Source organism: Paenibacillus sp. FSL P4-0127 (assembly GCF_038007325.1).
Classification (GTDB): Bacteria; Bacillota; Bacilli; order Paenibacillales; family Paenibacillaceae; genus Fontibacillus; species Fontibacillus macerans.
Genome location: NZ_JBBOWY010000002.1, coordinates 822,251 through 846,297, shown reverse-complemented (window position 1 = coordinate 846,297; position 24,047 = coordinate 822,251). Strand labels below are relative to the sequence as shown.

The 24,047-nt window shown below is 52.8% G+C and carries 22 protein-coding genes and 2 CRISPR repeat arrays; of the genes, 4 read left to right on the top strand and 18 right to left on the bottom strand.

The annotated features are described in order from the left end of the window. Positions 1 to 3: 3 nt before the first annotated feature. A complete protein-coding gene (cas6, locus tag NYE74_RS30155; RefSeq protein ID WP_278738346.1) occupies positions 4 to 597 on the bottom strand; it encodes a CRISPR-associated endoribonuclease Cas6 in 594 nt (197 codons plus the stop codon). 435 nt (positions 598 to 1,032) lie between these two features. Beyond that, a CRISPR array of direct repeats spans positions 1,033 to 1,581; the repeat unit is 29 nt. A 2,436-nt stretch (positions 1,582 to 4,017) separates the two neighbouring features. On the opposite strand from cas6, the gene NYE74_RS30150 reads away from it, so the two are divergent. Further along, entirely contained in the window at positions 4,018 to 4,218 is a 201-nt protein-coding gene (locus NYE74_RS30150; protein WP_036625542.1) for a hypothetical protein, read from the top strand. 648 nt (positions 4,219 to 4,866) lie between these two features. After that, a CRISPR array of direct repeats spans positions 4,867 to 5,550; the repeat unit is 29 nt; unit sequence CTTTATATCCCACTACGTTCAGATAAAAC. A gap of 445 nt (positions 5,551 to 5,995) precedes the next feature. Here NYE74_RS30150 and NYE74_RS30145 read toward each other — a convergent pair. The 7 genes from NYE74_RS30145 to atoD form a co-directional block, all read right to left on the bottom strand. Beyond that, on the bottom strand, positions 5,996 to 7,411 hold the full coding sequence (locus NYE74_RS30145; protein ID WP_341005461.1) for a sigma-54 interaction domain-containing protein: 1,416 nt from the start codon (positions 7,409 to 7,411) through the stop codon (positions 5,996 to 5,998). 135 nt (positions 7,412 to 7,546) lie between these two features. Beyond that, on the bottom strand, positions 7,547 to 7,855 hold the full coding sequence (locus NYE74_RS30140; protein ID WP_213510099.1) for an AtuA-related protein: 309 nt from the start codon (positions 7,853 to 7,855) through the stop codon (positions 7,547 to 7,549). A gap of 3 nt (positions 7,856 to 7,858) precedes the next feature. Continuing rightward, positions 7,859 to 9,214: an acyclic terpene utilization AtuA family protein gene (locus NYE74_RS30135; RefSeq protein ID WP_213510100.1), complete on the bottom strand. Its 1,356-nt coding sequence runs from the start codon at positions 9,212 to 9,214 to the stop codon at positions 7,859 to 7,861. A gap of 31 nt (positions 9,215 to 9,245) precedes the next feature. After that, entirely contained in the window at positions 9,246 to 10,538 is a 1,293-nt protein-coding gene (locus NYE74_RS30130; protein ID WP_036625549.1) for a CitMHS family transporter, read from the bottom strand. Between the two features lie 47 nt (positions 10,539 to 10,585). Beyond that, entirely contained in the window at positions 10,586 to 11,767 is a 1,182-nt protein-coding gene (locus tag NYE74_RS30125) for an acetyl-CoA C-acetyltransferase (protein WP_036625551.1), read from the bottom strand. 72 nt (positions 11,768 to 11,839) lie between these two features. Continuing rightward, a complete protein-coding gene (locus NYE74_RS30120) occupies positions 11,840 to 12,499 on the bottom strand; it encodes a 3-oxoacid CoA-transferase subunit B (RefSeq protein WP_036625552.1) in 660 nt (219 codons plus the stop codon). Beyond that, entirely contained in the window at positions 12,496 to 13,161 is a 666-nt protein-coding gene (gene atoD / locus NYE74_RS30115) for an acetate CoA-transferase subunit alpha (RefSeq protein WP_036625554.1), read from the bottom strand. Before atoD ends, NYE74_RS30120 begins: the two co-directional genes overlap by 4 nt. 442 nt (positions 13,162 to 13,603) lie before the next feature. Here atoD and rpoN point away from each other — a divergent pair, with 442 nt between their 5' ends. Next, on the top strand, positions 13,604 to 14,917 hold the full coding sequence (rpoN, locus tag NYE74_RS30110) for an RNA polymerase factor sigma-54 (RefSeq protein WP_341005454.1): 1,314 nt from the start codon (positions 13,604 to 13,606) through the stop codon (positions 14,915 to 14,917). Between the two features lie 110 nt (positions 14,918 to 15,027). Here the strand turns inward: rpoN and NYE74_RS30105 are convergent, their stop codons facing one another. Next, complete coding sequence (locus NYE74_RS30105) at positions 15,028 to 15,249, bottom strand: hypothetical protein (protein WP_036625556.1); 222 nt, start codon at positions 15,247 to 15,249, stop codon at positions 15,028 to 15,030. Next, a complete protein-coding gene (locus tag NYE74_RS30100) occupies positions 15,198 to 15,542 on the bottom strand; it encodes a hypothetical protein (protein WP_036625558.1) in 345 nt (114 codons plus the stop codon). The genes NYE74_RS30105 and NYE74_RS30100 overlap by 52 nt, the downstream gene beginning before the upstream one ends. A gap of 179 nt (positions 15,543 to 15,721) precedes the next feature. Between NYE74_RS30100 and NYE74_RS30095 the strand changes: the two genes are divergently transcribed. Then, a complete protein-coding gene (locus tag NYE74_RS30095) occupies positions 15,722 to 15,937 on the top strand; it encodes a hypothetical protein (protein WP_036625559.1) in 216 nt (71 codons plus the stop codon). A gap of 195 nt (positions 15,938 to 16,132) precedes the next feature. Here NYE74_RS30095 and NYE74_RS30090 read toward each other — a convergent pair whose 3' ends face one another. After that, complete coding sequence (locus NYE74_RS30090; RefSeq protein WP_036625561.1) at positions 16,133 to 17,131, bottom strand: Gfo/Idh/MocA family protein; 999 nt, start codon at positions 17,129 to 17,131, stop codon at positions 16,133 to 16,135. 272 nt (positions 17,132 to 17,403) lie between these two features. Between NYE74_RS30090 and NYE74_RS30085 the strand changes: the two genes are divergently transcribed. After that, the gene (locus NYE74_RS30085) at positions 17,404 to 18,054 is read left to right on the top strand and encodes a pectate lyase (RefSeq protein WP_411831172.1); all 651 of its coding nucleotides are present in this window, start codon (positions 17,404 to 17,406) and stop codon (positions 18,052 to 18,054) included. 66 nt (positions 18,055 to 18,120) lie between these two features. Here the strand turns inward: NYE74_RS30085 and NYE74_RS30080 are convergent, their stop codons facing one another. The 7 genes from NYE74_RS30080 to NYE74_RS30050 form a co-directional block, all read right to left on the bottom strand. Then, positions 18,121 to 18,444: a hypothetical protein gene (locus tag NYE74_RS30080; RefSeq protein ID WP_036625563.1), complete on the bottom strand. Its 324-nt coding sequence runs from the start codon at positions 18,442 to 18,444 to the stop codon at positions 18,121 to 18,123. A gap of 4 nt (positions 18,445 to 18,448) precedes the next feature. Then, positions 18,449 to 19,072, bottom strand: a complete 624-nt coding sequence (locus NYE74_RS30075) for an SGNH/GDSL hydrolase family protein (RefSeq protein WP_036625564.1) — start codon at positions 19,070 to 19,072, stop codon at positions 18,449 to 18,451. Positions 19,073 to 19,270: 198 nt separating this feature from the next. Then, positions 19,271 to 20,710 carry a sensor histidine kinase gene (locus tag NYE74_RS30070; protein ID WP_036625566.1) on the bottom strand — a complete coding sequence of 480 codons (1,440 nt, stop codon included), beginning with the start codon at positions 20,708 to 20,710 and terminating at the stop codon, positions 19,271 to 19,273. A 4-nt stretch (positions 20,711 to 20,714) separates the two neighbouring features. Further along, positions 20,715 to 21,494: a response regulator transcription factor gene (locus NYE74_RS30065; protein ID WP_124331836.1), complete on the bottom strand. Its 780-nt coding sequence runs from the start codon at positions 21,492 to 21,494 to the stop codon at positions 20,715 to 20,717. A 17-nt stretch (positions 21,495 to 21,511) separates the two neighbouring features. Next, positions 21,512 to 22,303 (bottom strand): lantibiotic immunity ABC transporter MutG family permease subunit, encoded by a 792-nt coding sequence (locus NYE74_RS30060; RefSeq protein WP_270619379.1) that lies wholly within the window; start codon positions 22,301 to 22,303, stop codon positions 21,512 to 21,514. A 2-nt stretch (positions 22,304 to 22,305) separates the two neighbouring features. Then, a complete protein-coding gene (locus tag NYE74_RS30055; RefSeq protein WP_270619380.1) occupies positions 22,306 to 23,064 on the bottom strand; it encodes a lantibiotic immunity ABC transporter MutE/EpiE family permease subunit in 759 nt (252 codons plus the stop codon). After that, positions 23,057 to 23,773: a lantibiotic protection ABC transporter ATP-binding protein gene (locus NYE74_RS30050; RefSeq protein WP_036625569.1), complete on the bottom strand. Its 717-nt coding sequence runs from the start codon at positions 23,771 to 23,773 to the stop codon at positions 23,057 to 23,059. The genes NYE74_RS30055 and NYE74_RS30050 overlap by 8 nt, the downstream gene beginning before the upstream one ends. Positions 23,774 to 24,047: the final 274 nt, after the last annotated feature.

Here is a 24,047-nt window from a genome sequence, read left to right as displayed (position 1 = left end):
CGATTACTCCTCCCGAATGTATTCCAGCAATCCAAATGATTGCGAAGCCCGTTTCCCCACGCCGGACTGATATAGAAGCTGCAGATCCTCAGGATGACCGCTCAGCTTCAATTGCCCTCGGTAAGCCGTAAAATACAGATAGTTATTCTCGGAGTCGGAGCGCTGGCGAAAAACGGAGTTGCTCTCCCTAATTACCGTCTTTTTCATGACCAATGGTTCAATCTTTATGGCCTCATACGGTTCGCGCCCGGTTAATTCTTGAATCCGCAAAGCCGCATAATAGCCAAATTCTGTGACATAACTCGGATCGTCCGGATGAACCGGTTTCCCTAGCTTATCTTCGATTAAAACCGGAGAAAGAGTGGAGAAATAAACCTGACGCCCTTGAATCTGCGCTTCCTTAAGCATTTGTATGCTGATCCGACGCCACGTTTCTCCGGCCGTCTTATATGTATTCAATCTCTGCAGCCCGTTAAAAATATGCAGCATGAATTCCATATCAAAACTGGAAATCGTGATCGTCAAGCTGTTCAGCTGAATCTCGTGCTCCAAGTAACTGAAATCCTTTAAATACACGGCGGTTGAAAAAGGCTTCATACTACCGGCATTTTCTGCGTACAACTTGTTGCAATACCGCTCATCCGATAGACATAAAGCCTCTTTTAATAACGACAAAACAACCAATCGATAATCGATCGGAATGCGCCCTACCTTATAAGTCACAGATAGTCTCAAAGACTCACTCCCTTCCTAGAAAAATAGGATAATTTTACCTGGTTACAGGATAAATTTAACATGGTTCTACTTCGTTTGACAACCAAGTTTGGAAAAATGTTGGATTTTCCCGCAGAGTTCAGATAAAACAAAGCTCACTCTCAGCAAGTGAACATACATACCAAACTTTATATCCCACTAAGTTCAAATAAAACGATCCTTCGCCAAACATGATCGCTCACAGCACAGCCAACTTTATAACCCACAAGTTCAAATAAAACGAGCTGCCGGCGGTTGAGGATATCATTGCTGTAATCGCTTTATATCCCAATACGTTCAAATAAAACTAGAACCAAAAGTTTTCGTTGGTCATGTATGGCATCTTTATATCCCACTACGTTCAAATAAAATAAAACAACGCTTTGCCGGGCGTTATCGGGCTCGTAACTTTATATCCCATTACGTTCAAATAAAACGTCCAAGTGGGCCACCGGCTTCGGTGTCTCCAGGCATCTTTATATCCCACTACGTTCAAATAAAACCCTGTTGCTCTATGGCCGCTTGTCTCTTATTGACAACTTTATATCCCACTACGTTCAAATAAAACACGCCTGGCCACCACGCCATCACCCATATTACGGGCTTTATATCCCACTACGTTCAAATAAAACTGGCTGCCATCATGGCAATCATCAGGACCTTAAGGTTCTTTATATCCCACTACGTTCAAATAAAACCGCCGCTGCCTTTGTAATCAGGCGTTTGCATATCGTCTTTATATCCCACTACGTTCAAATAAAACGTTTACATCGCTGTCAGCCAGCAATTCATTAGTGAGCTTTATATCCCACTACGTTCAAATAAAACCCCGGTTTTTTGGGGCTCAAAAATCCTTGTTATATCAGTATTTTTTGGCCAGAGGATTTGCTCGTTTTGCATTGAACCACCAATTGGGAAAATACACATCTTCCAAAAAAGCCCCTTAACCTATGAGGTGCAAAGCTTCCAGGCGATTCGACAAATTTTTCGACCGCTGCATTTTATCAAGAAGTGTCGCACTCTCCTGAATACACTTCAAATGAACAGTTTACGTACAAGACCAATCCTCTACAATAATCTCTTTCACTATAGCCTGGGATTCTCTACTTGTACAGATCATTGTGGGCTTTATCTTCCACTATTCCCTACAGTTCAGCGAAGAAGCGTGTTAACTTCTCTTTTATAATCTCAACTTCAAACACCGAATTTCACTTCAAATCCAAGCATTCTGAAATTCTCTTCCCGATTTTAATCCTTGGCACGGCTTTATATATCATTACGCTCAGAAAAAACGGCCAAACTTATGTTTATGCCCGAATCATCGACCATTTCTTTATATCCCACTACATTCCAGATAAAAACTTCTAACTATTTAATAACAATGTTTTAGGCTGAAAACTGCTTATTTTGCATTGAACCTATGAATTAATCTTTGCAATTCTTTAAAAATGTGCAGTATAAAATCCATATCAAAACTGGAAACCATCATGATTAAGATGTAAGCCGGATCTTATTTTCAAGGAATCCGCACAAACTTTTATGTTACAGATGTTTACAAAGTCTCGCCCCTCCCATATACCCAAGTTTAAGATGAAATCACCATATTTCTGTTTATTTTGTTTGTAAAAAGGTCGCATTTATAATTGAACATCCTTAAGCTATTTTGATAAAAACCTGTTTACGTTCGACACCGCGAACTTTATATCCCACTACGTTCAGATAAAACGGCGTTTCCTCCTGCTCGCTGTCCGTCACTTTCTTCTTTATATCCCACTACGTTCAGATAAAACTTAGTTTTGATAGAAGTTTCCGCCCTGACGCTGATAGCTTTATATCCCACTACGTTCAGATAAAACGGTAATTGGATTGCTTGCGACATATATCTTTACTCTCTTTATATCCCACTACGTTTAGATAAAACTGCTGGCGTTGTTTTGAGCAGGTTGAGGCCAAGAATCTTTATATCTCACTACGTTCAGATAAAACCTGCCTATGTATTGCCGTCTCCCCAAAAGTTTGTACCCTTTATATCCCACTACGTTCAAATAAAACAGAACGGCAAAACAGCATCCCGTTTTCGCTCTCAACTTTATATCCCACTACGCTCAGATAAAACCATGACGGAACGGTTATCGGCGGAAGCCCAACCATCTTTAGATCCCTCTACGTTCAGATAAAACACCGCCTGCGGCACCACGAACCGATCCCAATTTGCCCCTTTTATATCCCACTATGTTCTAATAAAACTTGGCACACAATCAGCGGGCACTGGGGCGCATCACCGCTTTATATCCCACTGCGTTCAGATAAAACACAACGCCGTGTTTGTTCTTGGCATTGTCATTGATTTCTTTATATCCCACTACGTTCAGATAAAAACATTACCTATGGGATCGAGAGGGCACTCATCTTGATACCTTTATATCCCACTACGTTCAGATAAAACTTATCGGGGCAACGCTGACCAATCAGGACATTACAACCTTTATATCCCACTACGTTCAAATAAAACTCGGAAAACTCTTAACCATGCTGTACGTATCAAGCCTTTATATCCCACTTTATCAAGAAGTGTCGTACCTTCAACTGAATGCACTTCAAATGAACAGTTTACGTGCAAGACCAATCCTCTACAATAATCTCTTTCACTATAGCCTGGGATTCTCTACTTGTACAGATCATAGGGAGCTTTATCTTCCACTATTCCCTACAGTTCAGCGAGGCAGCGTGTTAACTTCGCTTATATAATCTCACCTTCAAACACCGAATTTCACTTCAAATCCAAGCATTCTAAAAATTACTCAAAAAACCATGCCCATCTCCAATTGGTCTACTACCAAGCCATAGAGGTTTCATCTCACCAATGACGCGCTTGATCAGCTTATAAGCTTCAAATCAAGTTAAATTACACTAAAATTCACTTCGCTTAAAATTTACGTCCCAAAAGATTCATTAACGATTGAAACCGTGATGATTAAGATGCTAAGCCGTATCTTATTTTCAAGTAATTATCTGGAATCGCACAACTATATGTTACAGATGGCCTCAAAGTCTCGCCCCTCCCATTTACCTGGTTTAAGATGAAACCACCATATTTCTGTTTATTTTGACAAACAAGTTTGTAAAAATGTCGTATTTATAATTGAACATCCTTAAGCTAATTTGATAAAATTAATTATCAAACTAATTATGATGATTTTGATTTATCACTCAAAATAATTACTTTCCAAAAGTATCATGAGATCCGAAATAGGGGGTAGTTAAATGCCTGAAAAAAACGCAATGAACGAATTGTTATTAGAAATTGCCAAGGATCTAAAAGAAATCAAATCCCAAATTTCAAAAGGCTTCGATCAAATCGATCAACGATTTAATCAGATTGAAAAACAATTCAATCAAATCGAAACAAGAACAACTAGATTAGAAAGTGATATGTACCAATATAAATTTGAAGTCCGCGAGTAGCGGACTTTTTTTAATTGACCTCATGGAAAAATGTTTTTATTCTCTATACTCACAATTGAATCTAGTCTTAATCTAAGATTTTACTTTTGAAATGTTATTTCCTAATATGTATCTGATAAAATGGGACAGCCATAATCCAATTTCGCGCATGTTGACACTACGAAAACCCACTACATAAGATAAAATGGCCGTACTCTTATATCCTACTACGTTCAAATAAAACGAATCGACTCCGGCGAATTGTCGCCCTGGTTGAATACTTTATACTCCACTACGTCCAGATAAGACGAGGCGAGCATCACAGCAGGATACACAGAGCATTTAACTTTATACCCCATTAGTTCAAATAAAACAGTGTATGAGAGCCAAACTTATGAAGTGATTTTACAACTTTATATCCCACTATGTTCAAATAAAACTAACCCCACGTGACAACCGTAGCGCGGGCAGTTGGGTCTTTATATCCCACTACGTTCAAATAAAACGACATATACGTTTCCAGCGCCATCTTTCGATGGATCTTTATATCCCACTACGTTCAAATAAAACCTTGATGAACGCCTCGGTTATGGTTGTTGTTTCCTTCTTTATATCCCACTTCGTTCAAATTCCCCCCCATGCGTGAGGTGTACACGTAAACAAAACATTACTTTATATCCCACTACGTTCAGATAAAACCCAAAGCTGGCCGCCTTCAGTCAGCGTGAGTTTGGTCTTTATATCCCACTACGTTTAGATAAAACACCGAAACGTATTGGACGATCGGTTGGGGGCATTACTTTATATCTCATTACGTTCAGATTAAACGGAAATTCAAGAGCTCGTTCATTGCTAAAATGATGCTTTATATCTCATTACGTTCAGATTAAACCCAGCGATTGGCGCAGCTTCGGATTGAGCAAAACGTGCTTTATATCCCACTACGTTTAAATAAAACGTCACCGGCTGCAAGATACCAATATCCGATATTTTTACTTTATATCCCACTACGTTCAGATAAAACTGCAGGCGTTGCTCGCAGTGGACAAAACCTACACACCTTTATATCCCACTACGTTCAGATAAAACAGAGAGGCCATCTATTTCGAACCGCCGCTTTTGGAGCTTTATATCCCACTACGTTCAAATAAAACATGATATCCAGTCTTGATGGCCACGTTTTTAAACACCTTTATATCCCACTACGTTCAGATAAAAAACCTGGCACGACGGATGCGCAAACATCGTCACCTTCCGACTTTATATCCCACTACGTTCAAATAAAACACTTTTCCGCCAGATCTTCAGTATCGTAAGCAGCACCCTTTATATCCCACTACGTTCAAATAAAACCCCATTTTTTGCAGCCAGAAAACCTTGTTGTATCAGCCTTTAAGGTTAGGCTATCTAATTCATTTTGCATTGAACCACCAGTCCTGTAAATAGAGCCCACTTAAAATTCACTCTCAGCCCACACGGTATAAAGGATGTAGGTAATTCGACAAATTTTTCGTCCACTGCAGTTTGGAAATAATAGCACGCTAGTTTGCTTTCAATGAACATCTTTACTTTTAAAATTTCGATGCCTTTCCCTGTCTTTCCTCTATTACAAGCACCTTTTGTTCATTTAACGCTTCCTCCATTTATCCTTCACGTGATTAAAGCATCAACTAACCACCCAAATATAAGAGGAAATCGCAGGTAAAAATAACAACCGTAAATTGCTCCAAGTACTGATCCCCTGTTTTCCCACCCAAAAATAAAAGACCGGCATCCTCCGGTCCTTACAATAAACTGATTATGAGATTTCTTCCAGATCGTATTTTTTGATTTTATTGTAAAGGGTGGCCAGGGAGACGCCGAGCATTTGCGCGGCTTGTTTGCGGCCTTCGAGCGTATTGTCCGTCCGCTTCAGCGCTTGGGCGATTCCTGCGCGTTCCGCTTGCTCGACCGCTTCTTTCAAACTTCCGCCGCCTTGACTGGCCGGCCGCCGCTCCGCGTGCTCCTGGCGGATGTAATCCGGCAGGTCGCGCGGCGTGATCGTGTTCCCTTCGGCCATGCAAACGGCGTAGTCGATCACGTTTTTGAGCTGGCGAACGTTGCCGGGCCAGTGATACCGGGCGAAAATATCCATCACCTCCGGCTCGACGACGTACGCTTCGGCATCCTGGCCGTTGGCCCGCGCCTCGTGCTTCAGCATGGAATCCACAATCGCTTCGATATCGCGGTGCCTGGCGCGCAGCGGCGGCAATTGCAGCATAAAGGCGTTAAGCCGGTAAAAAAGATCCTCCCGGAACCGCCCCTTCTCCACCATCTGGGCCAAATCCTTGTTAGCCGCGGCGATCACCCGCACATCCACCTCCAGCTCATTAACGCCGCCCACCCGGCGGATGGCCGATTCCTGCAGCACCCGCAGCAGCTTGGCTTGGATATCGTAAGGCAGCTCCGAAATTTCATCCAGAAAAAGCGTGCCTTGATGCGCCAGCTCAAACAGGCCAAGCTTCCCCCCGCGTTTGGCGTTCGTAAAAGCGCCCTCCTCATAGCCGAACAGCTCGCTTTCCAGCAGCGCTTCGGGGATCGCGGCGCAGTTGACGGCCACGAACGGCTTATCGCTCCGGCCGCTCTCATTGTGAATCGCCTGAGCCAGCAGCTCCTTGCCGGTCCCGCTCTCCCCGTAAATCACGACCGAAATCGCGGACCGGGCCGCCTTTTTCGCCTTGGCGATCACCGCTTTCAGGTCACCTTCCGCGCCGATGATATGCTCGAAGCTGTATTTGGCTTTGCTCAAGCTGTTCATGCCTTGCTGCAGCCGTTTGAGTTCCTTGCTGTTCTTTTCCAGTTTCTTCACCAGCTCATGGACCTCGACGGCGCCTTTGCAGATCGATACCGCTCCTTCCACCCGGCCGCCCAAAACGATCGGAGCCATATCGACGACGTACTCGACATTCCGCTCCTTCCGCCGCAATCCGACCACGACCTTATTCTGTTTCATCACCTCCACCAGCTGCGCGTTAGGGCGAACCGACAACAGCGGCTTGCCGACGATCTCCGCTTCGGTCACCCCGGTGATCCGGGTATACTCGGGATTGATGAACAGTACGACGCCTTCTTTGTCAATGACGAGCAGCCCATCCTGAATTGAACGGAGCAACGCGAAAAAGTAATCGGCCAACGAACCGGACGGCAGCTGCAGCAGTTCTCTTTTATTCCACATAACGCCTCCTTGAATACGGTTTCATCCTATTTTAAAAAAAGAAAGAAGCGCGATCAATGCGCAAACCGCGCTTCTTTTGCCGTCATACACACGGCACAGCATGCTTCTTTACTGCCACCTGCATAGCACACAATTCTAATCCAGCTCGATCTCCAGCTCCAAAAACGCCGAGGAAAGGCTTTTGCCATGCATATCGATCGCCAGCGAACGGGTCACTCCGCCGCCCAACGCCTTGGACATAACGAAGTTCAAAGCATGCAACCGGGGCAGTTCATAACGCACCACTTCACCCTGGACGATATCGCTAAAAAACTCCCGCACCTTCTCCGCGGTAACCTGCGCCTTTACGGCTTCATAATCGGCTTCCTTGTACACGATCAGCGAAATGTTGGAGATATCGCCTTTGTCGCCTGTCCGGGAATGGGCAATTTCACGCAGCTTCATCCTCTACACCTCCTCGTAAAATACGGCAATCTCAATATCATCGGCCGGCACCAACACGGACGCAATCGAGACAATCTCTTTGACGCCCGCCCGGGCTCCCCCGCCGCCGGCCGGCCCGTTGGTGTACAGCGCCTCCACCTCATTGCCGATCACGGCCGCGTGTTCGCGTTCGAGCGTTCTCCCCGCCACCCGCAGGCGGACTTCGCTTAGCCCGTCAAAATCAGCATTAATCATACGGGAAATTTTATTTCCGTACAATGAATTTACTCCGATGTAATCCACGCGCAGCTCCTGGATCGGCACCTGCAGCAGCTCCAGCCGTTTGGCTACGATTTCTCCGGCCAGCTTGGCCCGTTTGTAAGCCCCGCTGCCGCCGTAGCTCATTTCGCCTTCGCCAATATAACAATCTTGATATCCCACACTCGTTTTATAAAAACCCGTCTTGGCTTTTCCTTTGGCCCCCGTCACTCTAACCTGGTTTAATCCGATTTCTTCAACGGTCAGCTCCGTAAAATCGGCCACCACATCAGGGGTCAGATAATTGGCCGGGTCGTGAATTTCGTACAGCAGCTGTTCTTTAATCGTATCCTTATTGACCACGCCTCCGGTATCGGGGAGCTTCTCGATCACAATATTTCCGGCGCTGTCGACCTCGGCGATCGGAAAGCCGATGTTCCACGGCTCCGGCACGTCTTTGTAGCCCGGATCGGCGTAGTAGCCCCCGGTAACCTGCGCTCCGCACTCCAGCAGATGCCCGGCCACCGTCCCGGCGGCCAGCAGGTCGTAATCCTCCATGCTCCAGCCGAATTCATAAACGAGCGGGGCGATCGCCAGCGCCGGGTCGGCCACACGGCCGGTGACGACGATATCCGCTCCGTTACCCAGCGCTTCCACGATTCCTGCGGCCCCGATATAGGCGTTGGCCGAGACGATCGAGGAGCGCAGGGAACCAAGCTTCTCGCCGGTTTCGACGGTCGGGTAGTCGATATATCGGTCGATTTTGTCCGCGATATCGTCACCGGTTACGGCGGCGATTTTCAGTCCGGTAATACCGAGGCCCTGGGCGATCTCTTTGATTTTTTGCGCCGCGGACAGCGGGTTGGCCGCCCCCATATTAGTAATGACTTTCACATTATGCTGCTTGCAAAGGGGCAGCACTTTGACCATCCGGTGCTCCAGCAAATGGTTGTAGCCCTTCGTCGGGTCCTTCAATTTCTGCTGCTGCGCGATCGCGATGGTGCGCTCCGCCAGACATTCGAACATGATATAGTCGAGGTTGCCTTTTTCCATCAGCTCCAAGGCCGGTTCCAGACGGTCTCCGGCGTACCCCGCTCCCGCGCCGATACGGATTGCTTTCATTGCTTATCAGTCCTCCACTTTTTTGTCTTCTTTATATCGATATGGTTCCTGTGATGAGCGCTATCGCGGTAAACACAAGCGACGTGCCCCAAGCCCACTTGAAGGTAAACTTCTGATGCTCCGCCAGGTCCACCTCGGAGAGGGCGACGAGCAGAAACGTCGACGCCGTCAGCGGGCTAAGCGGAAAGCCGACGGTCATCTGTCCGAAGATGGCGGCCCGCCCGATTTCGATCGGGTCCATCCCGAAGTTGGCCACCGCTTGGGCCAAAATCGGCAGCATCCCGTAATAGAAAGCGTCCGGCGTAAACACCAAGCTCAGCGGCATGCTGATGACGGCCAGAATCAGCGGCAGGAACCGGGCCATCGAATCGGGCACGATCGAGACGAGCGAATCGGCCATCGCGGCGATCATCCCCGTGCCGTTCAGGATGCCGGAAAAAATGCCGGCCGCAAAAATCATGCTGGTCACAAGCACAATGCTTTTGGCATGCGCGTTCAAACGCGCCGACTGGTCTTTCAGGTTGGGATAATTGACCAGCAGGGCGACCGCAAACCCAATCATAAACAAAATCGTATGCGGAAAAATATGCGTCATCAGACCAACGATCAACAGCACCGTGAACACCGCGTTGAACCAGAACAGCTTGGGACGGCGCATCGCCTTTTGTTCCTCGGTCAATTCATCTTCCATGTTGTAGTTGAAATCAATGACGCCCAGCCGCTTGCGCTCCCGTAAGCCCAGGAAAAAAGCGACCGCCAGCACGTAGATAATCCCGCCGGCCATGGACGGAAGAATCGCGGTGAACATCTGGCTGGCATCGGTTTGCAGCGCGGACATGGCCCGCGCCTGCGTCCCCGACCAGGGAACGAGATGCATCGCCCCCGCCCCCAAAGCGACCACGCAAGGCAAGATCAGCTTGTTGATCCCGATGCGCTTGTAAATCGGCAGGAAGGCGGTGATCGTAATCATAAAGGTCGCGGTTCCGTCGCCGTCCAGATGGACGAGCATCGTCACGGCGGCCGTGCCGACAATAATTTTCAGCGGATCGCCTTTGACGGCGGACACCACTTTTTTAATTATAGGGTCAAACAGACCGGCATCGGACATCAGCCCGAAGTAGAGTACGGCGAACATGAGCATAATGCCCGTCGGGGCCACCTGGATCACGCCGTTTAAAGTTGCCTCCCCCAGTTGATCCCAAAATCCGCCGATCACCGCGAACAGAACCGGCACGATCACCAGCGCGACAATGACCGAAACCTTTTTGGTCATGATTAAATACAGAAAAAGCGCAATCGTCAAAACACCTAGCAAAGCCAGCATATTCTAACCTCCGGATACAGACTGTACTGCAAAATAAGCCCCAAGCGCTATACCAGCTCCACGATCGTGGACACGCCCATGCCGCCGCCGATACACAGTGTAGCCAGGCCGCGTCTGGCGCTGCGCCGCTTCATTTCGTACAGCAGCGTCACGAGCACCCGCGCGCCGCTGGCTCCGATCGGATGACCCAGCGCCACGGCGCCGCCGTTGACGTTCAAGCGGTCCTCCGGAAAGCCCAGCTCGCGGGCCACCGCCAGCGCCTGCGCCGCAAACGCCTCATTGGCTTCGATCAGATCGATGTCGGCCACAGTCAAGCCCGCTTTGGCCAGCGCCTTGCGGGTGGCCGGGACCGGCCCGGTGCCCATGATCGCCGGATCGACGCCGGCACTGGCATTGGCGCGGACAACGGCCAGCGGCTTAATGCCTAGCGCTTCGGCCTTGCTCCGGCTCATCAGCACCAGCGCGGCCGCGCCGTCGTTGATCCCCGACGCGTTGCCCGCCGTTACGCTGCCCGCCTCGGTAAAGGCCGGTTTCAGCTTTGCCAGTTTCTCTACTGTAACCCCTTCGCGCGGGCTCTCATCTGTGGCAAAAATCACAGGCTCGCCCCGGCGCTGCGGCACGGATACGGGCACGATCTCCTCGGCGAACACTCCTTTGCGGATGGCCTCGACCGCTTTTTGCTGGCTGCGGGCGGCGTACTCATCCTGCTCCGCGCGGCCGATGCCGTACTTCGCGGCGATGTTTTCCGCCGTGATCCCCATGTGATAACCGCCCATGGAGCAGGTCAAGCCGTCGCTCACCATGCTGTCCACCGCTGCCCGGTCGCCCATGCGGTACCCTTGGCGCGCTCCGGGCAGCACGTAAGGAGCGGTGCTCATCGATTCCATGCCGCCGGCCACTACGATCTCCGCCTCCCCGCTATAGATGGCCTGGGAAGCAAGGTGAACCGCTTTCAACCCGGACCCGCACAACAAGTTCAACGAAGTCGCCGGCACCTCCTGCGGCAATCCCGCCAGCATAGCGGCGCGGCGCGCCGGGTTCTGCTTTTCGCCAGCCTGAAGCACGTTCCCCATAAACACTTCATCCACCATGTCCGCGGAAATCTGCGCCCGGCTTACCGCTTCCCTGATTACGGCGGCGCCAAGCTCCGCGGCGTGAACCTCCCCCAGCGCCCCCATAAACGCTCCAATCGCCGTACGTACGGCGCTGACAATAACTACCTCGTGCAAATCGCTTCCTTCCTTTCGTTTAAAGAGATTGTTTTTCCCGGTGCCGGAAAACCGGATTTTATGAGCTCGCACTTAAAGTTGCGGCAGATTAACGGCAAAAGACGCCGTTGTTTTTGCTTTTACCGTGTCCAGGTCTACGCCGTCCGCCAATTCGATCAGCTCCAGCCCCCGCTCCGCAAAGCGGAACACCGCCAGCTCGGTAACGATCATGGACACCACGCCGACGGCCGTCAGCGGCAGCGTGCAGCGCTTGACGATTTTCGCCGCGCCGCCCTTGGCGCAATGCTCCATGGCGATGATGACTTTTTTGGCCCCGGTGACTAAATCCATCGCCCCGCCCATGCCCGGCACCATTTTTCCGGGAACCATCCAGTTGGCCAGATTGCCCTGCTCATCCACCTCAAGTCCGCCGAGCACGGACACGTCCACATGACCGCCGCGAATCAGCGCAAACGACACGGAGCTGTCGAAATAGCTGCCCCCGGGACGAAGACCGGTCGGCTGGCCGCCCGCGTTCACCAGATCCTTGTCCGTCTGCTCGTTCACATCCGTCAGGCCGATAAATCCGTTTTCGGATTGAATCTGAATATCGATCCGCGGGTCCAGAAAAGCGGGGATCAACGTGGGCAGCCCGATGCCGAGGTTCACCACATCCCCGTCGCGGATTTCCTGCGCCACCCGTTTGGCGATTTTCTGTTTGCCCGTCAGCGCCTCCGTTTCGCTTCCCTTCATTCCCGTTCACCTCCGCATTGCACGATTTTGTCCACCAATATCCCCGGAGTGACAATGCTGTCCGGGTCCAGCTCGCCGGTCTCCACGATCTGCTCGGCTTCCGCGATCACCAGATCCGCGGCCAGGGCCATGATCGGGTTGAAATTGCGCGCCGACTTGCGGAATACCAAATTGCCCGCCCGGTCTGCCTTGTAAGCTTTCAGCAAGGCCACGTCGGCGCGCAGCGGAGTTTCCAGCAAATATTCCCGGCCGTCCACAGCCACCTTTGGCTTGCCCTCTTCCACCAGGGTGCCGAGCCCCGTGCGGGTCAACACGCCGCCCAAGCCGGCGCCGCCCGCGCGGATCCGTTCGGCGAACGTGCCCTGCGGGGTCAGCTCCACCTCCAGTTCGCCGGCGATCATTTGCCGGCCCGTCTCCGGATTGGTGCCGATATGGGAGGCGACCAGCCTCTTCACCCGGCGCTGGACGATCAGCGGCCCGCAGCCTTTGTCGACCGTCCCCGTATCGCTGGAGATCAGGGTCAGTTCGGCCAGCTCGCTGTCGAGAATCGCCCGCACCAAGCCCTCCGGCGCGCCAACGCCCATAAATCCCCCCATCATGACCGTCATTCCGCTCCTCAGGAACGAAAGCGCCTCGTCGAGCCGAATTACTTTGTCTTTCAATTTTCCTTTCACCTCGTTGCAGCAAAAATGTGGTTCAATTAAACTAACAAGCAAAAACCGTGCCAAACTCCGATGATAGTGGCGGAAAAGCCCGGTACTCCAGCAAAAAATAAAAATCCGGAGGCAATGTCTCCGGACCGGACGGCCGTCAATATTTCTAAATATTTAGAACAGAACCCGCTTCATGGAAGATGGTTCCACGATCCGCAAGCGTTCCAGCTTTTGATAACGGAATCCCAAATATTTAGAAGAAAAGAAAGCAAACGATGCGTTATCGCTCATTTTTGAACCCAATGTGAACTTTGGCCAAAAAAATATTTTTCCCCCGCCTAAAAAGTAAAGGCTAACTTCTTTTTGCGAGAAGACGGTGTATCATATTAAAAAATCGCGCTGCCCGGCGTGGCGTGAATCACCACCGTTATTTGGAAAGGAGTTCATCCGCGTGCGTACCCAAATCCAGAACAAGCAACGCCAATCCGTGCAATTGAACGTCAATCCGCAAATGCTCCAGACGTTTCGGCTGCTTGCGATGCCGAACGGCGAATTGGAACGCCTAATCAGCGAAAAGGCGCAGACCAATCCGTTTATCGAAATCCTGCCGCCGCGGCCAAATAGACGTATGTCCGCCGGCCTATCCAGGCAAATCGCTGCGGGCTTGTCCACTGAACTGCTGGGCTATAAGTTGAAAGCGAAAACAACGAGTGAAGAGGCGATTTGGGAGGAGTTAAAATTCAGCGTGGATGATCCTAAGGTGAAAAAAGCGCTGCAATTCCTGATCGGGAATTTGGACGAAGCGGGGTATTTGCCGCCGGACATCGACCGTCATGCCGAACAGGCCGGTATTTCCCGCGCCGCGTTCGCCAGGGCGCTTTGGCTGCTGCAGCAGGAAGGCGCGCCCGGGATCGGTGCCCGTTCATTGCAGGAGTGCCTGGAACTGCAGTTGATTCGCGAAGGCCGGAAAAACTCCCTGGCCTATATAATGGTGCACAGCTACATGGAAGAAACGGCGCGGGGCGACCTGCCGGCCATTGCCAGGGAAACCGGGGCTCCGCTTGCAGAAGTGGCGGAAAGCCTGGCCCGCATCCGTAAGCTGCAGCCCCGGCCGGGATTGGTTTACGAGGACGCAGAGCCCGCCCCGGCAGTGAAGGATATCGCCGCCAGCGTAACGATGGCCGACGGACGCCTGAAAATCGCCTTGAATTCGCTCAAGATCAGCCTGTATGAAGAAACTGGCTATCTCGAAAGCATGAAAGAGGCATGTTCCATTGAGTTAAGGCAAAAGATCGAGGAGGCGAAAGCGCTGGCCCAACAGCTGGATTACCGGCATACAGCGCTGTTAAAAGTGCTAACCGCGCTAGTGCGGAAGCAGAGGGCTTTTTTCCAAAGCGGCATCCATGAACTCAAACCGCTTAAGCTGGAACAAATCGCCGGCAGCACGGGAATGCACCCGTCCACCGTCAGCCGGGCGATCAAAGACAAATGGCTGGATACACCTTGGGGCGTGTTCAGCTTCAAATATTTTCTGGCGGGGGGAATTGAAGCTGAGTCCGGGGATATGCTCGCCGCCGGCGCGGTCAAACAAATGATCCGCGAGTTGATCGCGGGCGAGGATAAAAGGAAACCTCTTACGGATCAGCTCATCAGCGATCTGCTTCAAGAGCGGGGGATCTCCATCTCCAGAAGAACCGTCGCCAAATACCGGACGCAAGCGAAAATCGCCCCGGCCTCGCAGCGTAAATTGAACCTCCATGTATAAAGGTAAAATAAACCCGGAAATAACAACGTGCTCCCGCGGAATTTTATACTTTCTGGCTGATATGCTGAAAAAGCCTGCAAAAGCGCAGGCTTTTCCGTTTCCTAGCGTCCTCAGTCCTTCCGCTCCTTGATCATCTCCAGAAACTCGAGAATGATATCGGAAACGGCGTCTTCTTTAGACATATGGATAAACTTGCTTGTATGCAAAATGTCGCCTTTAAACAACTCAATCAGCTTTAACGTTGATTCGGGATCGTTCTCCCTCGCTTTGCGCAGCAAATTCAGGAACTCTTCATCATCCGGGACAGCTCTTTGATCATCTTTCGTTTCCATTTGTTCACCCCTTGCTGAGTCATATTCAACTCGCGGGCGACTTCCCCCTCAGTTTTGTCCTGTAGAAAGAGTTTGTGGATGATCGTTTTCCCCGTATCGGAAGGAAGCGCATTAATCAACTGTCTCACAACGATTTTGTTATCAGAAGATGAGGTGAAGCAGGTTACGGCCGGCTCGACTCCATTGAACGAACATTCCCGTTTTCTCACAGTCTTGGCTTTGTACTGAACCCTCCAAGCGATCCGATAAACTTCTTTGCGATATTGCTCGTACACGGTGTGTTGTTCTTTCATAACGACTTCCCCCTTTCATTTTCATCTTCTATATATAGGGAAATTCTGGCGGGCCATACACAACCATAATTATATAGCTAATTATTATTATAACATTTTTTCTAATTATTGGTTGTACTTTGCCCAAATAAATTTCACTATATAAGTGAAAGGCCCAAAAAATCAAAGGAGGTATTAGCATGCAGGTTGCGGATATCGTGTCGTTGGTTGCCAATGTCGGGTTTCCTGTCACGTTGTGCTTCATTCTGATCAAGTATGTGCTGCAGACCGTCGGCGATAAATTGGGCAAGATCGAAACCTCGCTTGAGGAGCTTTCCGAGCAGGTGCAGCAGTTGGAAAGCATGGTGGACGAAGAAAAAACGGGAAACGCGTTCTCGACGAAAAAAATAATCTAAGAAACTTTCAGACTTCCCGACTGGAAAGGTTGTACCGCCGGGGCGGCTAAAAGCTGCCCCTTATTATACATATTCCCGGATGCTTCATTTTAGAACATTCACCCCACCTCCATCCGTTTTCATTCCCTTCGGCCGCACCGCAATCCGTGCAAAAAAATCCCGCCAAGGCTTCTCTGGCCCGACGGGATAAAGTTTTTACGCTTGCTTTTCAAACGGATAACGCAGCCCCCACGGTTCGCGGATCTTATCGAGCAGGCGCATGATGGCCAGCGACTCGTCCAGCGGGATTTCCGCGCTTTCGGTCAGCCCGGCGCTCAGGGCCCGTCCGACCGCCTCCGCTTCAAACACATAACCCTTCGTTGCACGGTCGTCGACAAACGTTTCCGCTTCTTCCCCGTCCGCGTACAAGGTGGCGGTTTTGGCGTTCAAGAAGCCGGGGACGTATATTTTCCCTTGGGTGCCGTGAATGTAAGCATCGTTGCCGATCGCCAGCCGGACGCCTCCGTTCAGGGAGGCGATTTGGCCGCCCTCATAAGTGAGCAGCACGGAAAAATGCTCGTCCACTCCGGTTTCCCCAAGATGGGCCGTGCTTTGGATATGCTGCGGATTGGCGCCCAGCACCATCGCGGCGAAGGAAACCGGATAAATGCCGGCATCCAGCAGCGCGCCTCCGCCAAGCTCCGGGTTGAACAGGCGGCCGGCCGGATTCCAGTCGGCGCGGAAGCCGAAATCGGCTTTCACCAGGCGCACCTCTCCGATCCGCCCGGCGGCCAGCCATTCCCGGACCCGGCGAATCGCGGGCAGAAACCGCGTCCACATCGCTTCCATCAGAAACAGCTTGCGCTCCCGCGCGTAGGCGACGAGCTCCTCCAGCTCGGCGCTGTTCACCGTAAACGGCTTTTCGCATAGAACCGCCTTTCCGGCCCGCAGCGCCAGCATGACATTGTCCTTGTGCAAAGGATGCGGAGTCGCCACATAAACCGCGTCCACATTGGCATCCGCAAGAAGCTCCTCATAGCTGCCGTAAGCCTGCGGGATACGGTATTTATCCGCAAACGCCTTGGCTTTTTCCAGCGAACGCGAGCCTACGGCATAGGCTTCCCCATTTCCGGCATGGGCCAGATCCTCCGCGAATTGCTCGGCAATCCAACCGGACGCCATAATGCCCCACTTGATTTTCGCCGTTTCTCCCACTTGCGAATCCCCTCCTGAGCCAAACGAAATTTTCATCATGATTATACTCTTTTCGAGGAAAGCAAGGAAATCACCTGCCATACCGGGAAATATAAAAAACCAAATTCCATATATTGATATTGTTGATTAAAAAGGATATTATTGGATTTAGATACGGCTGGAGGTGCACATCCGGAGCGTATCCGCCGGTGGAAGCAGCATACATTTTTGACCCACCAAAAAATTTCGTTGGAGAAAGGGAGGTATGTGAGTTGAAAAAAGCCCTAGCCCTTATTTTGTCCAGTGTAATTTTGGTAGCGCTATCAGGAGTAATACCAGCGAAAGCCGCGTCCCCGATCGTGGTCAATTCAACGATTGTGGTGAAAGCGGGGGAAACGTTTGACGGGAAAGGCCAGACATATGTGGCGAATCCCGCCACCTTGGGAGACGGCAGCCAGGCCGAAAACCAGAAACCGATTTTCAAACTGGAAAACAACGCAACGCTGAAAAACGTCTATATCGGCGCACCGGGCGCCGACGGCGTGCACGTCTACGGCAACGGCACCATCTCAAACGTGACCTGGCTTGACGTAGGCGAAGACGCCCTGACGCTCAAAAAGTCCGGCACGGTCAATATTACCGGCGGCGGAGCGTATAAAGCTTACGATAAAGTGTTCCAGGTCAACGCGGCCGGCACGATCAACATTAAGAATTTCAAGGCCAACGACATCGGCAAATTAGCCCGGCAAAACGGCGGCACCTCGTATAAAGTCGTGTTCACGCTGGATAATTCGGACATTTCCGATGTGAAGGACTCCATTTTTAGAACGGACAGCAAAACGAGCACGGCCAAAATCACAAACACGCGGTATCATAATGTGCCCACGCTGTTCAAAGGGTTTGCTTCCGGCAACACCAGCCAGTCCGGCAATACGAAGTATTAGAGGCGGCTGTCCCGGAGCATTTTGTAAATACTCCAATACACCCCGGGAATAACGACAAAAAGGGCCTTATTTTCCCGAAAAAAGGGGGCCTGCAGAAATAGAGGAATTTATTGTCCCTATTTGAATAAGGTGAGGGCAACCAGGTGCTTTTTCCCATCCTAGTCCCAAAATAACGACATGAATTCCCTCTATTTTGCGCAGAAGCGAGCAAATCTCGAAAATAACGGCACAAATGGTCTCTATTGCCAACAGAGGCTCGGCGGCGACGATTTCGCTGGCGACGACCAGCGAACCGGCCTCGGCGACCCCGCGAAATCCGCCGCCGATGCCTCCGGGTTTGCGCAAAAAGGGAGCGCTGGAGAAATTCCTCCGGCGGTCTTTTTCGATCAAAAAATTACACTCCGGCGGCGCTGATCCAGGCATCCGCGATCAGCCCGTGTCCCGCTGCCGAAGGGTGGACGCCGTCCGGCGCCCAGTAAGCCGGCTCCGCTTTGGCGGAAGCCGCCGCAAACAAGCCGTCGAGCGGAACCAGGATCGCTTCGAATTCGCGGGCCAGCTCGCGCACGATGGCGATCTTCGGATCAAGGTCAGCGCGCCACTGTTTGCGGTCCTCCGGAACCGGCAGCACAAACGGCTCCAGCAAAATCAGCTTCGCGTCCAGCCGCTCCTTGGCGCGCTCCAAGATGTTGCGGTATAACGCCGCAAATTGCTCCGCGCTCGTCGCGTCGTTCGAATCGTACCGCCGCCAGGTGTCGTTAATGCCGATCAGGATCGATACCCAGGTTGGTTTGAGGTCAAGGCAATCCCGGTCCCAGCGGTTTTTCAGATCGATGGCCCGGTTTCCGCTGATGCCGCGGTTTACAAAGGCAAGGTTTTTCTCCGGGAACAAATGTCCCAGCCGCGAAGCCACCATCAGCGGATAGCCGAAGCCCAGCGAGGCGCTGTCCTCGTAATTCCGCCCGCAGTCGGTAATGCTGTCTCCTTGAAACAATACGACGTCGTTCTCCTTAAAAATCATGCGTGACTGTTACTCCTTTCGTTTCCCCAGGGTTAGTCCGGCTTTCGGAGCGGATCTTATGTAAGCGTTGTCGATTCTGGGCTGGCAAACCGCCCGCTGTCGTACGCATTTATTATAAGCCATTTGCCGGCTTGCCGGAATACGGCGATTTTCGGACAATTACAGGGCGGTTGCCGGGCAACCGCCGGTGCGATCGCCCTATTCTTCCGCGTCTGCGGCGGCGATCGCAAACGTCACCACCGCTCCGCCGTCCTCCGCGTTGCCGGCTTTGATCCAGCCCCCGTGGCTTTCAACCAGCCGCTTGGCGATGTAAAGTCCCAGGCCGGAATGGCCTTCCGCCTGCCCGCGCGCTTTGTCGGCCCGGTAAAAACGCGCAAACACCTTTTTCTCCTCCCCGGGTTTAAAGCCGGGACCGGTATCCCGAATCCGATAAAGAACCTGCCGCTCTTGGGTTTTGAGACCGACTTCGATGCGCCCGCCTTCCGATGCGTAAGAAATGCTGTTGGAAATGATATTGCCGAGTATCCGCTCCAGCTTCTCCGTATCGATCCGGTATACTCCATCGGCCCCTTCCGGGTGAAAGAGAAGGCGAATCCCCTTGTCCCTGGCGGCCGGTTCGAATTGCCCCACCAGCTTTTCGGTCCAGGGAATAAGTTCGACCGGCGAGACGTCAAGCCGCCCTTCGAGCCGTTCCACCTCGGCGCTGTATTGCAGCTGGCGCACGAGCCCGGCGCTTTTTTGCGCATTGTCGTGGATCACCGAAAGATAACGGCGCTGCCTATCATCCGCGGCCCCGGATTCCAGCAAAGCCTCGGCATAACCCGAAATGAGCGATACCGGCGTCTTCAGATCATGGGCCAGCGCTTCGACCATTTCGGCTTTTTCCCGCTCCAGCCGCCACTGCGCGGACAACGACGAGCGGAGCTCCTCCTGCATCTGCGCGAACGCGGCGCACAGTTGTCCGAGTTCATTGCCGGAGCGGTATTCAATCGTGAAGTCCAAATCCTTGTCGGCAATTTTGCGGGACGCCTGCATCAGCATGCGGATCGGCTCGTTCATCCGCCCGGCGATTCGTCTAGCGAACAGCAGCGTAAACAGCAGGATGTAAAAAAACGGCGACAGCAAAATAGCGATGTAAACGGCCGCCAGCCAGCCGCGGCCTTCGGCGTACGTCGGGCTCAGCGTGTAGGAGAGCAGGACGGCCCCTGAAATCCGCCCGTCCCCGCCGATCACCGGCACCGTCTGGACATACCGGCCGCGGAGGCCGGTCACCGTGTTCAGCTTGTCGTACAATTGCCGTTTTCCTGCGAAAATTTGGTCGTGGAGAGTTCCATAGATATAGTCTCCTTCGCCGTCGACCACCTGATAAAGGAAGCCGGCCGCGGGCACTTGGGCTTCCAGCGCTTCCCTGCGGGACGGATCGAGCAAAGCCGTATTTTCCTCCCTGATGTATTCCTTAATGCCCGGAATTTGTTTTTCGTAAAAATTGGCCGGATAAACGCTGCTGTTCTCCATCCGGGTGAACAGCAGGACCCCAAACGCATAGGTGATAACGGTAGCCGCCAAACTGAGCGCAAGGATCAGCGCAAAGCCGAGGGTAAACTGCGATTTCAGCGACCAATGGGCGATTTTTTTCATCTGCTTACCCCTTATTCCATTTGTAGCCGATGCCCCATACGGTCTGGATATAGTCCCCGGACGGATCGGCCGCGGCCAGCTTGGCTCTGATTTTTTTGATATGTTCAACGACGGTGGACGAGTCGCCTTCCGCATCCAAACCCCAAATCCGTTCATACATCTGCTCCCGGGAAAAAACCTGGCCCGCGTGCAGCGCAAGCAGCTCGACGATTTCGTACTCCCTCCGGGTCAGCGCCACCGGCGTGCCGCAAACCGTTACGGCCATGCCTTTCAGGTCGAGCTCCAGGTTCCGCCAGCGCAGAAGCGCTTGTGCCGCAGTTCCCGCACCGGTAGTGCCGGTGATATTCGCGGTGCCGGTGGTATCGGTGGTGCCGGTGGTATCAGCGGTACGGATGGGGCCAGCGGCATTTGCGTTTTGTCTGGCGCGTTCCTCCCGGCGCAGATTGGCCTCGATGCGGGCAAGAAATTCCCGCAGGCCAAAAGGCTTGACGATGTAATCGTCGCCGCCGAGCGAAAAGCCCTTGACCCGGTCGTTTTCCGACTGCCGGGCGCTGACGAACAGGATCGGACAGCGGACGGTGTCACGGATCGCCCGGCACACCTCAAAGCCGTCCCGCCCCGGCATCATGATATCCAAAATGACCAGATCGGGCTGCGAGCCCGCCAGCTCGATGCCGCGGTCCCCGTCGTACGCGGCCAGCACGTTGTGCCCCCTGGCCGTGAGCTCATCCGCCAGCAGCTCCACCATGTCCCGCTCATCGTCAACGATCAAAATCGTACTCATCGCAACCTCCGCCATTTCTATTCGTAAGTTTTGCGTCCTTCCCAGCGGACAAACCATATTGTACCGCAGATTGCGAGAACGATAAACGCGGCGAGCGCCAACAGGAGGGCGGCGTTGGCCTGCCGGAGGTACAGCTCAAGGGACAGGGCGCCTTGCCCCTGCCGAAATTCCGGCAGACGCTGCATCAACGGCAGCAGCGACAGCCGGACCGGCCAGGCCCAGGGGACGAATGTCCAAATACGGTCCCCGATGGCCGTGGCGCCGACGATCGCGGCGAGCAGAAAACCCGCCCCGCCGGCCGCGGCGGAAGCGCCCATCCCGTAAGCGAACGCCAGCCATAGATGCAGCGCGCAAAGCGCCAGCGAGCCGAGCGTCCCATACGCCGCTCCCGCGAGAAAAAATCCGGCATCGGCGTCGGCTATGCCAAGCAGCGTCCCCATGCCGGTGACGAGCAGCAGCGTGGCCGCGAAGATGCCGCAGCCGACGGGCAGCGCCACCATCAGCAGCTTGCCCGCGTAGCTCAGCGCCCGCGGCTGCCGCCTCCCGAGCAGCCCGCCGAAACGGCCGGCCTGCTCCTCCTGCATGGCGAGCATCCCGGACAGCAGGCCGATGGCGAGCGGCAGCGCGGAGGCGATCAATTGGAAGAACGCGTCATATATCGAGTTCGCCAAACCCGGCGTCACCGGCCGGCCCGAATAATACCACAGTAAAATTCCCGCGGCCAGCGGCGGCGCCGCGAACACGAGCCAGCGGTAGCCGGTGCGTTTGGTGAGCAGCCAGTCGGTGCGGAGTATGCGCAGAAGAGCCATCGTTAACGTACCTCCCTGCGGGAGTACCACAGTGCGGTCAGGAGCAAGGTGATGGCCAGAAACGCGATCGCAGCCGCGAACCCGGCCGGAATGACGGCGCGGCTAAGCAGCGGATCGCCGGCCGGAAGCGGGACGCCGTTCGGATGGACCCCAATGAGCGGGGCCATCAGGCGGGTTGGCCAGCTCCACGGGACGAGCAGCCAATACGGCCGCGACGCCGCAAGGACGCCGGCGAACATTCCGGCCAAACCGAGCAGGAGCGAGACGGCCGTGCCCTTCCATGCTCCCACGAGCAAATGCAGCGGAATCAAGGCCGCCGACAGCAGCCAGACCACCGCGCTGGCTATGGCAATGTCCGTGAAGGGCACAGGCCCCTCGGCGATCAGCAGGCCCGCGGTCACTACCGACGCGACCAAAACGGCGGAAGACGCCAGCGTGTGGCCGGCCAGAACAGCCGCTTTGGCCAGCCACAAACGCCGGGGCGAAACCGGCAGCGCCCGCAAGGAGCGTTCGGCGCCCGATTTTTTCTCACGTGCTTCCGTCAGACCGCACAATAGCGCGTTCCCGACCGGCACAAACAGCACCGGCCACCAGTTAAACACCATGAACAGGAGCGCGTCCCAGCCGCCGATCGTCTGATCGGGCATCAGTATTTTGACGACGATAGCGAACAGCACGAAGAACAAAGGAGCGCCGCAGGCCAGCTTCCTGGCAAATGTGCGTTTGGATTTCAAGATTTCCGCCCGAAGCAAGTTAAGCATGGCCCATCCCCTCCTTCACCTGGTTTTCCCGGACCACTTCCATAAACAGCGCCTCCAGATCGCTGCCGCGCCGGTTTGCGCCCTCGTAGCACAGGCGTCCCCCGCTGATAATGCCGATATCGTCGGCGGTATGCTCCACCTCGGTCAGGATGTGGCTCGACAGGATCACCGTTATGCCCCGCGCTGGAAAAGAGCGGATCAGTTCGCGCAGCTCCTGAATGCCAAGCGGATCAAGCCCGTTCGTCGGCTCGTCCAAAATCAGCAGTTTCGGGTTTTGCACAAGCGCGATCGCGATCCCCAGCCTTTGTTTCATGCCCAGCGAAAATTGGGACGCCTTTTTGCGGCCGGTACCGGTGAGGCCGACAGTCTCAAGCACCTCCCGGATCCGCGTTTCGGGCAGGTTCAGGAGCCGGGTGTGTACCAGCAGGTTTTCGCGGGCCGTCAAATTGCCGTACAGCGCCGGCGATTCGATCAGCGCCCCGATCTCGTTCAGGCAATCGCGGCTCCACAGCTTGCCGTTCATCCATATTTCGCCGGAGGTAGGCCGCAGCAGTCCCGCGATCATTTTCAGCGTTGTCGTTTTCCCGGCGCCGTTGGGACCCAGCAGGCCGTACACCGTGCCCGGGCGGATATGAAGCGACACGCCGGAAACGGCGGCATGTCTGCCAAAGCGTTTTTCCAGATTCACCGTTCGTAAAACTTCATTCATCTGCCATCATCCTCTGTCATTATTATGGGGGATTTCCCCCTCTGCCAGAGAGCTTATCAAGCAATTATAAAGAATCGCTAAAGATGATTTCGGGTGTCCGAAAAAATTCAGCTCCATTTGTTCAAAAAATTGTTTGAATTTTGACACAAAATGTTCAATAATAGAGTTAGACACAAAACGTTCATAATTTCTTCCTGCCGGTGAACGAATTCAAAGTGCGAATTCAAAAAGCCCGGCTTCACTTCGTGATCAAAAGGGACTTTTTGAATCACCT

Bases quoted from the DNA above. Each gene is read 5' to 3' on its own strand.
- cas6 (WP_278738346.1), bottom strand. From the start codon at position 597: ATGAAGCCTTTTTCAACCGCCGTGTATTTAAAGGATTTCAGTTACTTG.
- NYE74_RS30150 (WP_036625542.1), top strand. From the start codon at position 4,018: ATGCCTGAAAAAAACGCAATGAACGAATTGTTATTAGAAATTGCCAAG.
- NYE74_RS30145 (WP_341005461.1), bottom strand. From the start codon at position 7,411: ATGTGGAATAAAAGAGAACTGCTGCAGCTGCCGTCCGGTTCGTTGGCC.
- NYE74_RS30140 (WP_213510099.1), bottom strand. From the start codon at position 7,855: ATGAAGCTGCGTGAAATTGCCCATTCCCGGACAGGCGACAAAGGCGAT.
- NYE74_RS30135 (WP_213510100.1), bottom strand. From the start codon at position 9,214: ATGAAAGCAATCCGTATCGGCGCGGGAGCGGGGTACGCCGGAGACCGT.
- NYE74_RS30130 (WP_036625549.1), bottom strand. From the start codon at position 10,538: ATGCTGGCTTTGCTAGGTGTTTTGACGATTGCGCTTTTTCTGTATTTA.
- NYE74_RS30120 (WP_036625552.1), bottom strand. From the start codon at position 12,499: ATGAAGGGAAGCGAAACGGAGGCGCTGACGGGCAAACAGAAAATCGCC.
- NYE74_RS30105 (WP_036625556.1), bottom strand. From the start codon at position 15,249: ATGGAAACGAAAGATGATCAAAGAGCTGTCCCGGATGATGAAGAGTTC.
- NYE74_RS30100 (WP_036625558.1), bottom strand. From the start codon at position 15,542: ATGAAAGAACAACACACCGTGTACGAGCAATATCGCAAAGAAGTTTAT.
- NYE74_RS30095 (WP_036625559.1), top strand. From the start codon at position 15,722: ATGCAGGTTGCGGATATCGTGTCGTTGGTTGCCAATGTCGGGTTTCCT.
- NYE74_RS30075 (WP_036625564.1), bottom strand. From the start codon at position 19,072: ATGATTTTTAAGGAGAACGACGTCGTATTGTTTCAAGGAGACAGCATT.
- NYE74_RS30070 (WP_036625566.1), bottom strand. From the start codon at position 20,710: ATGAAAAAAATCGCCCATTGGTCGCTGAAATCGCAGTTTACCCTCGGC.
- NYE74_RS30065 (WP_124331836.1), bottom strand. From the start codon at position 21,494: ATGAGTACGATTTTGATCGTTGACGATGAGCGGGACATGGTGGAGCTG.
- NYE74_RS30060 (WP_270619379.1), bottom strand. From the start codon at position 22,303: ATGGCTCTTCTGCGCATACTCCGCACCGACTGGCTGCTCACCAAACGC.
- NYE74_RS30055 (WP_270619380.1), bottom strand. From the start codon at position 23,064: ATGCTTAACTTGCTTCGGGCGGAAATCTTGAAATCCAAACGCACATTT.
- NYE74_RS30050 (WP_036625569.1), bottom strand. From the start codon at position 23,773: ATGAATGAAGTTTTACGAACGGTGAATCTGGAAAAACGCTTTGGCAGA.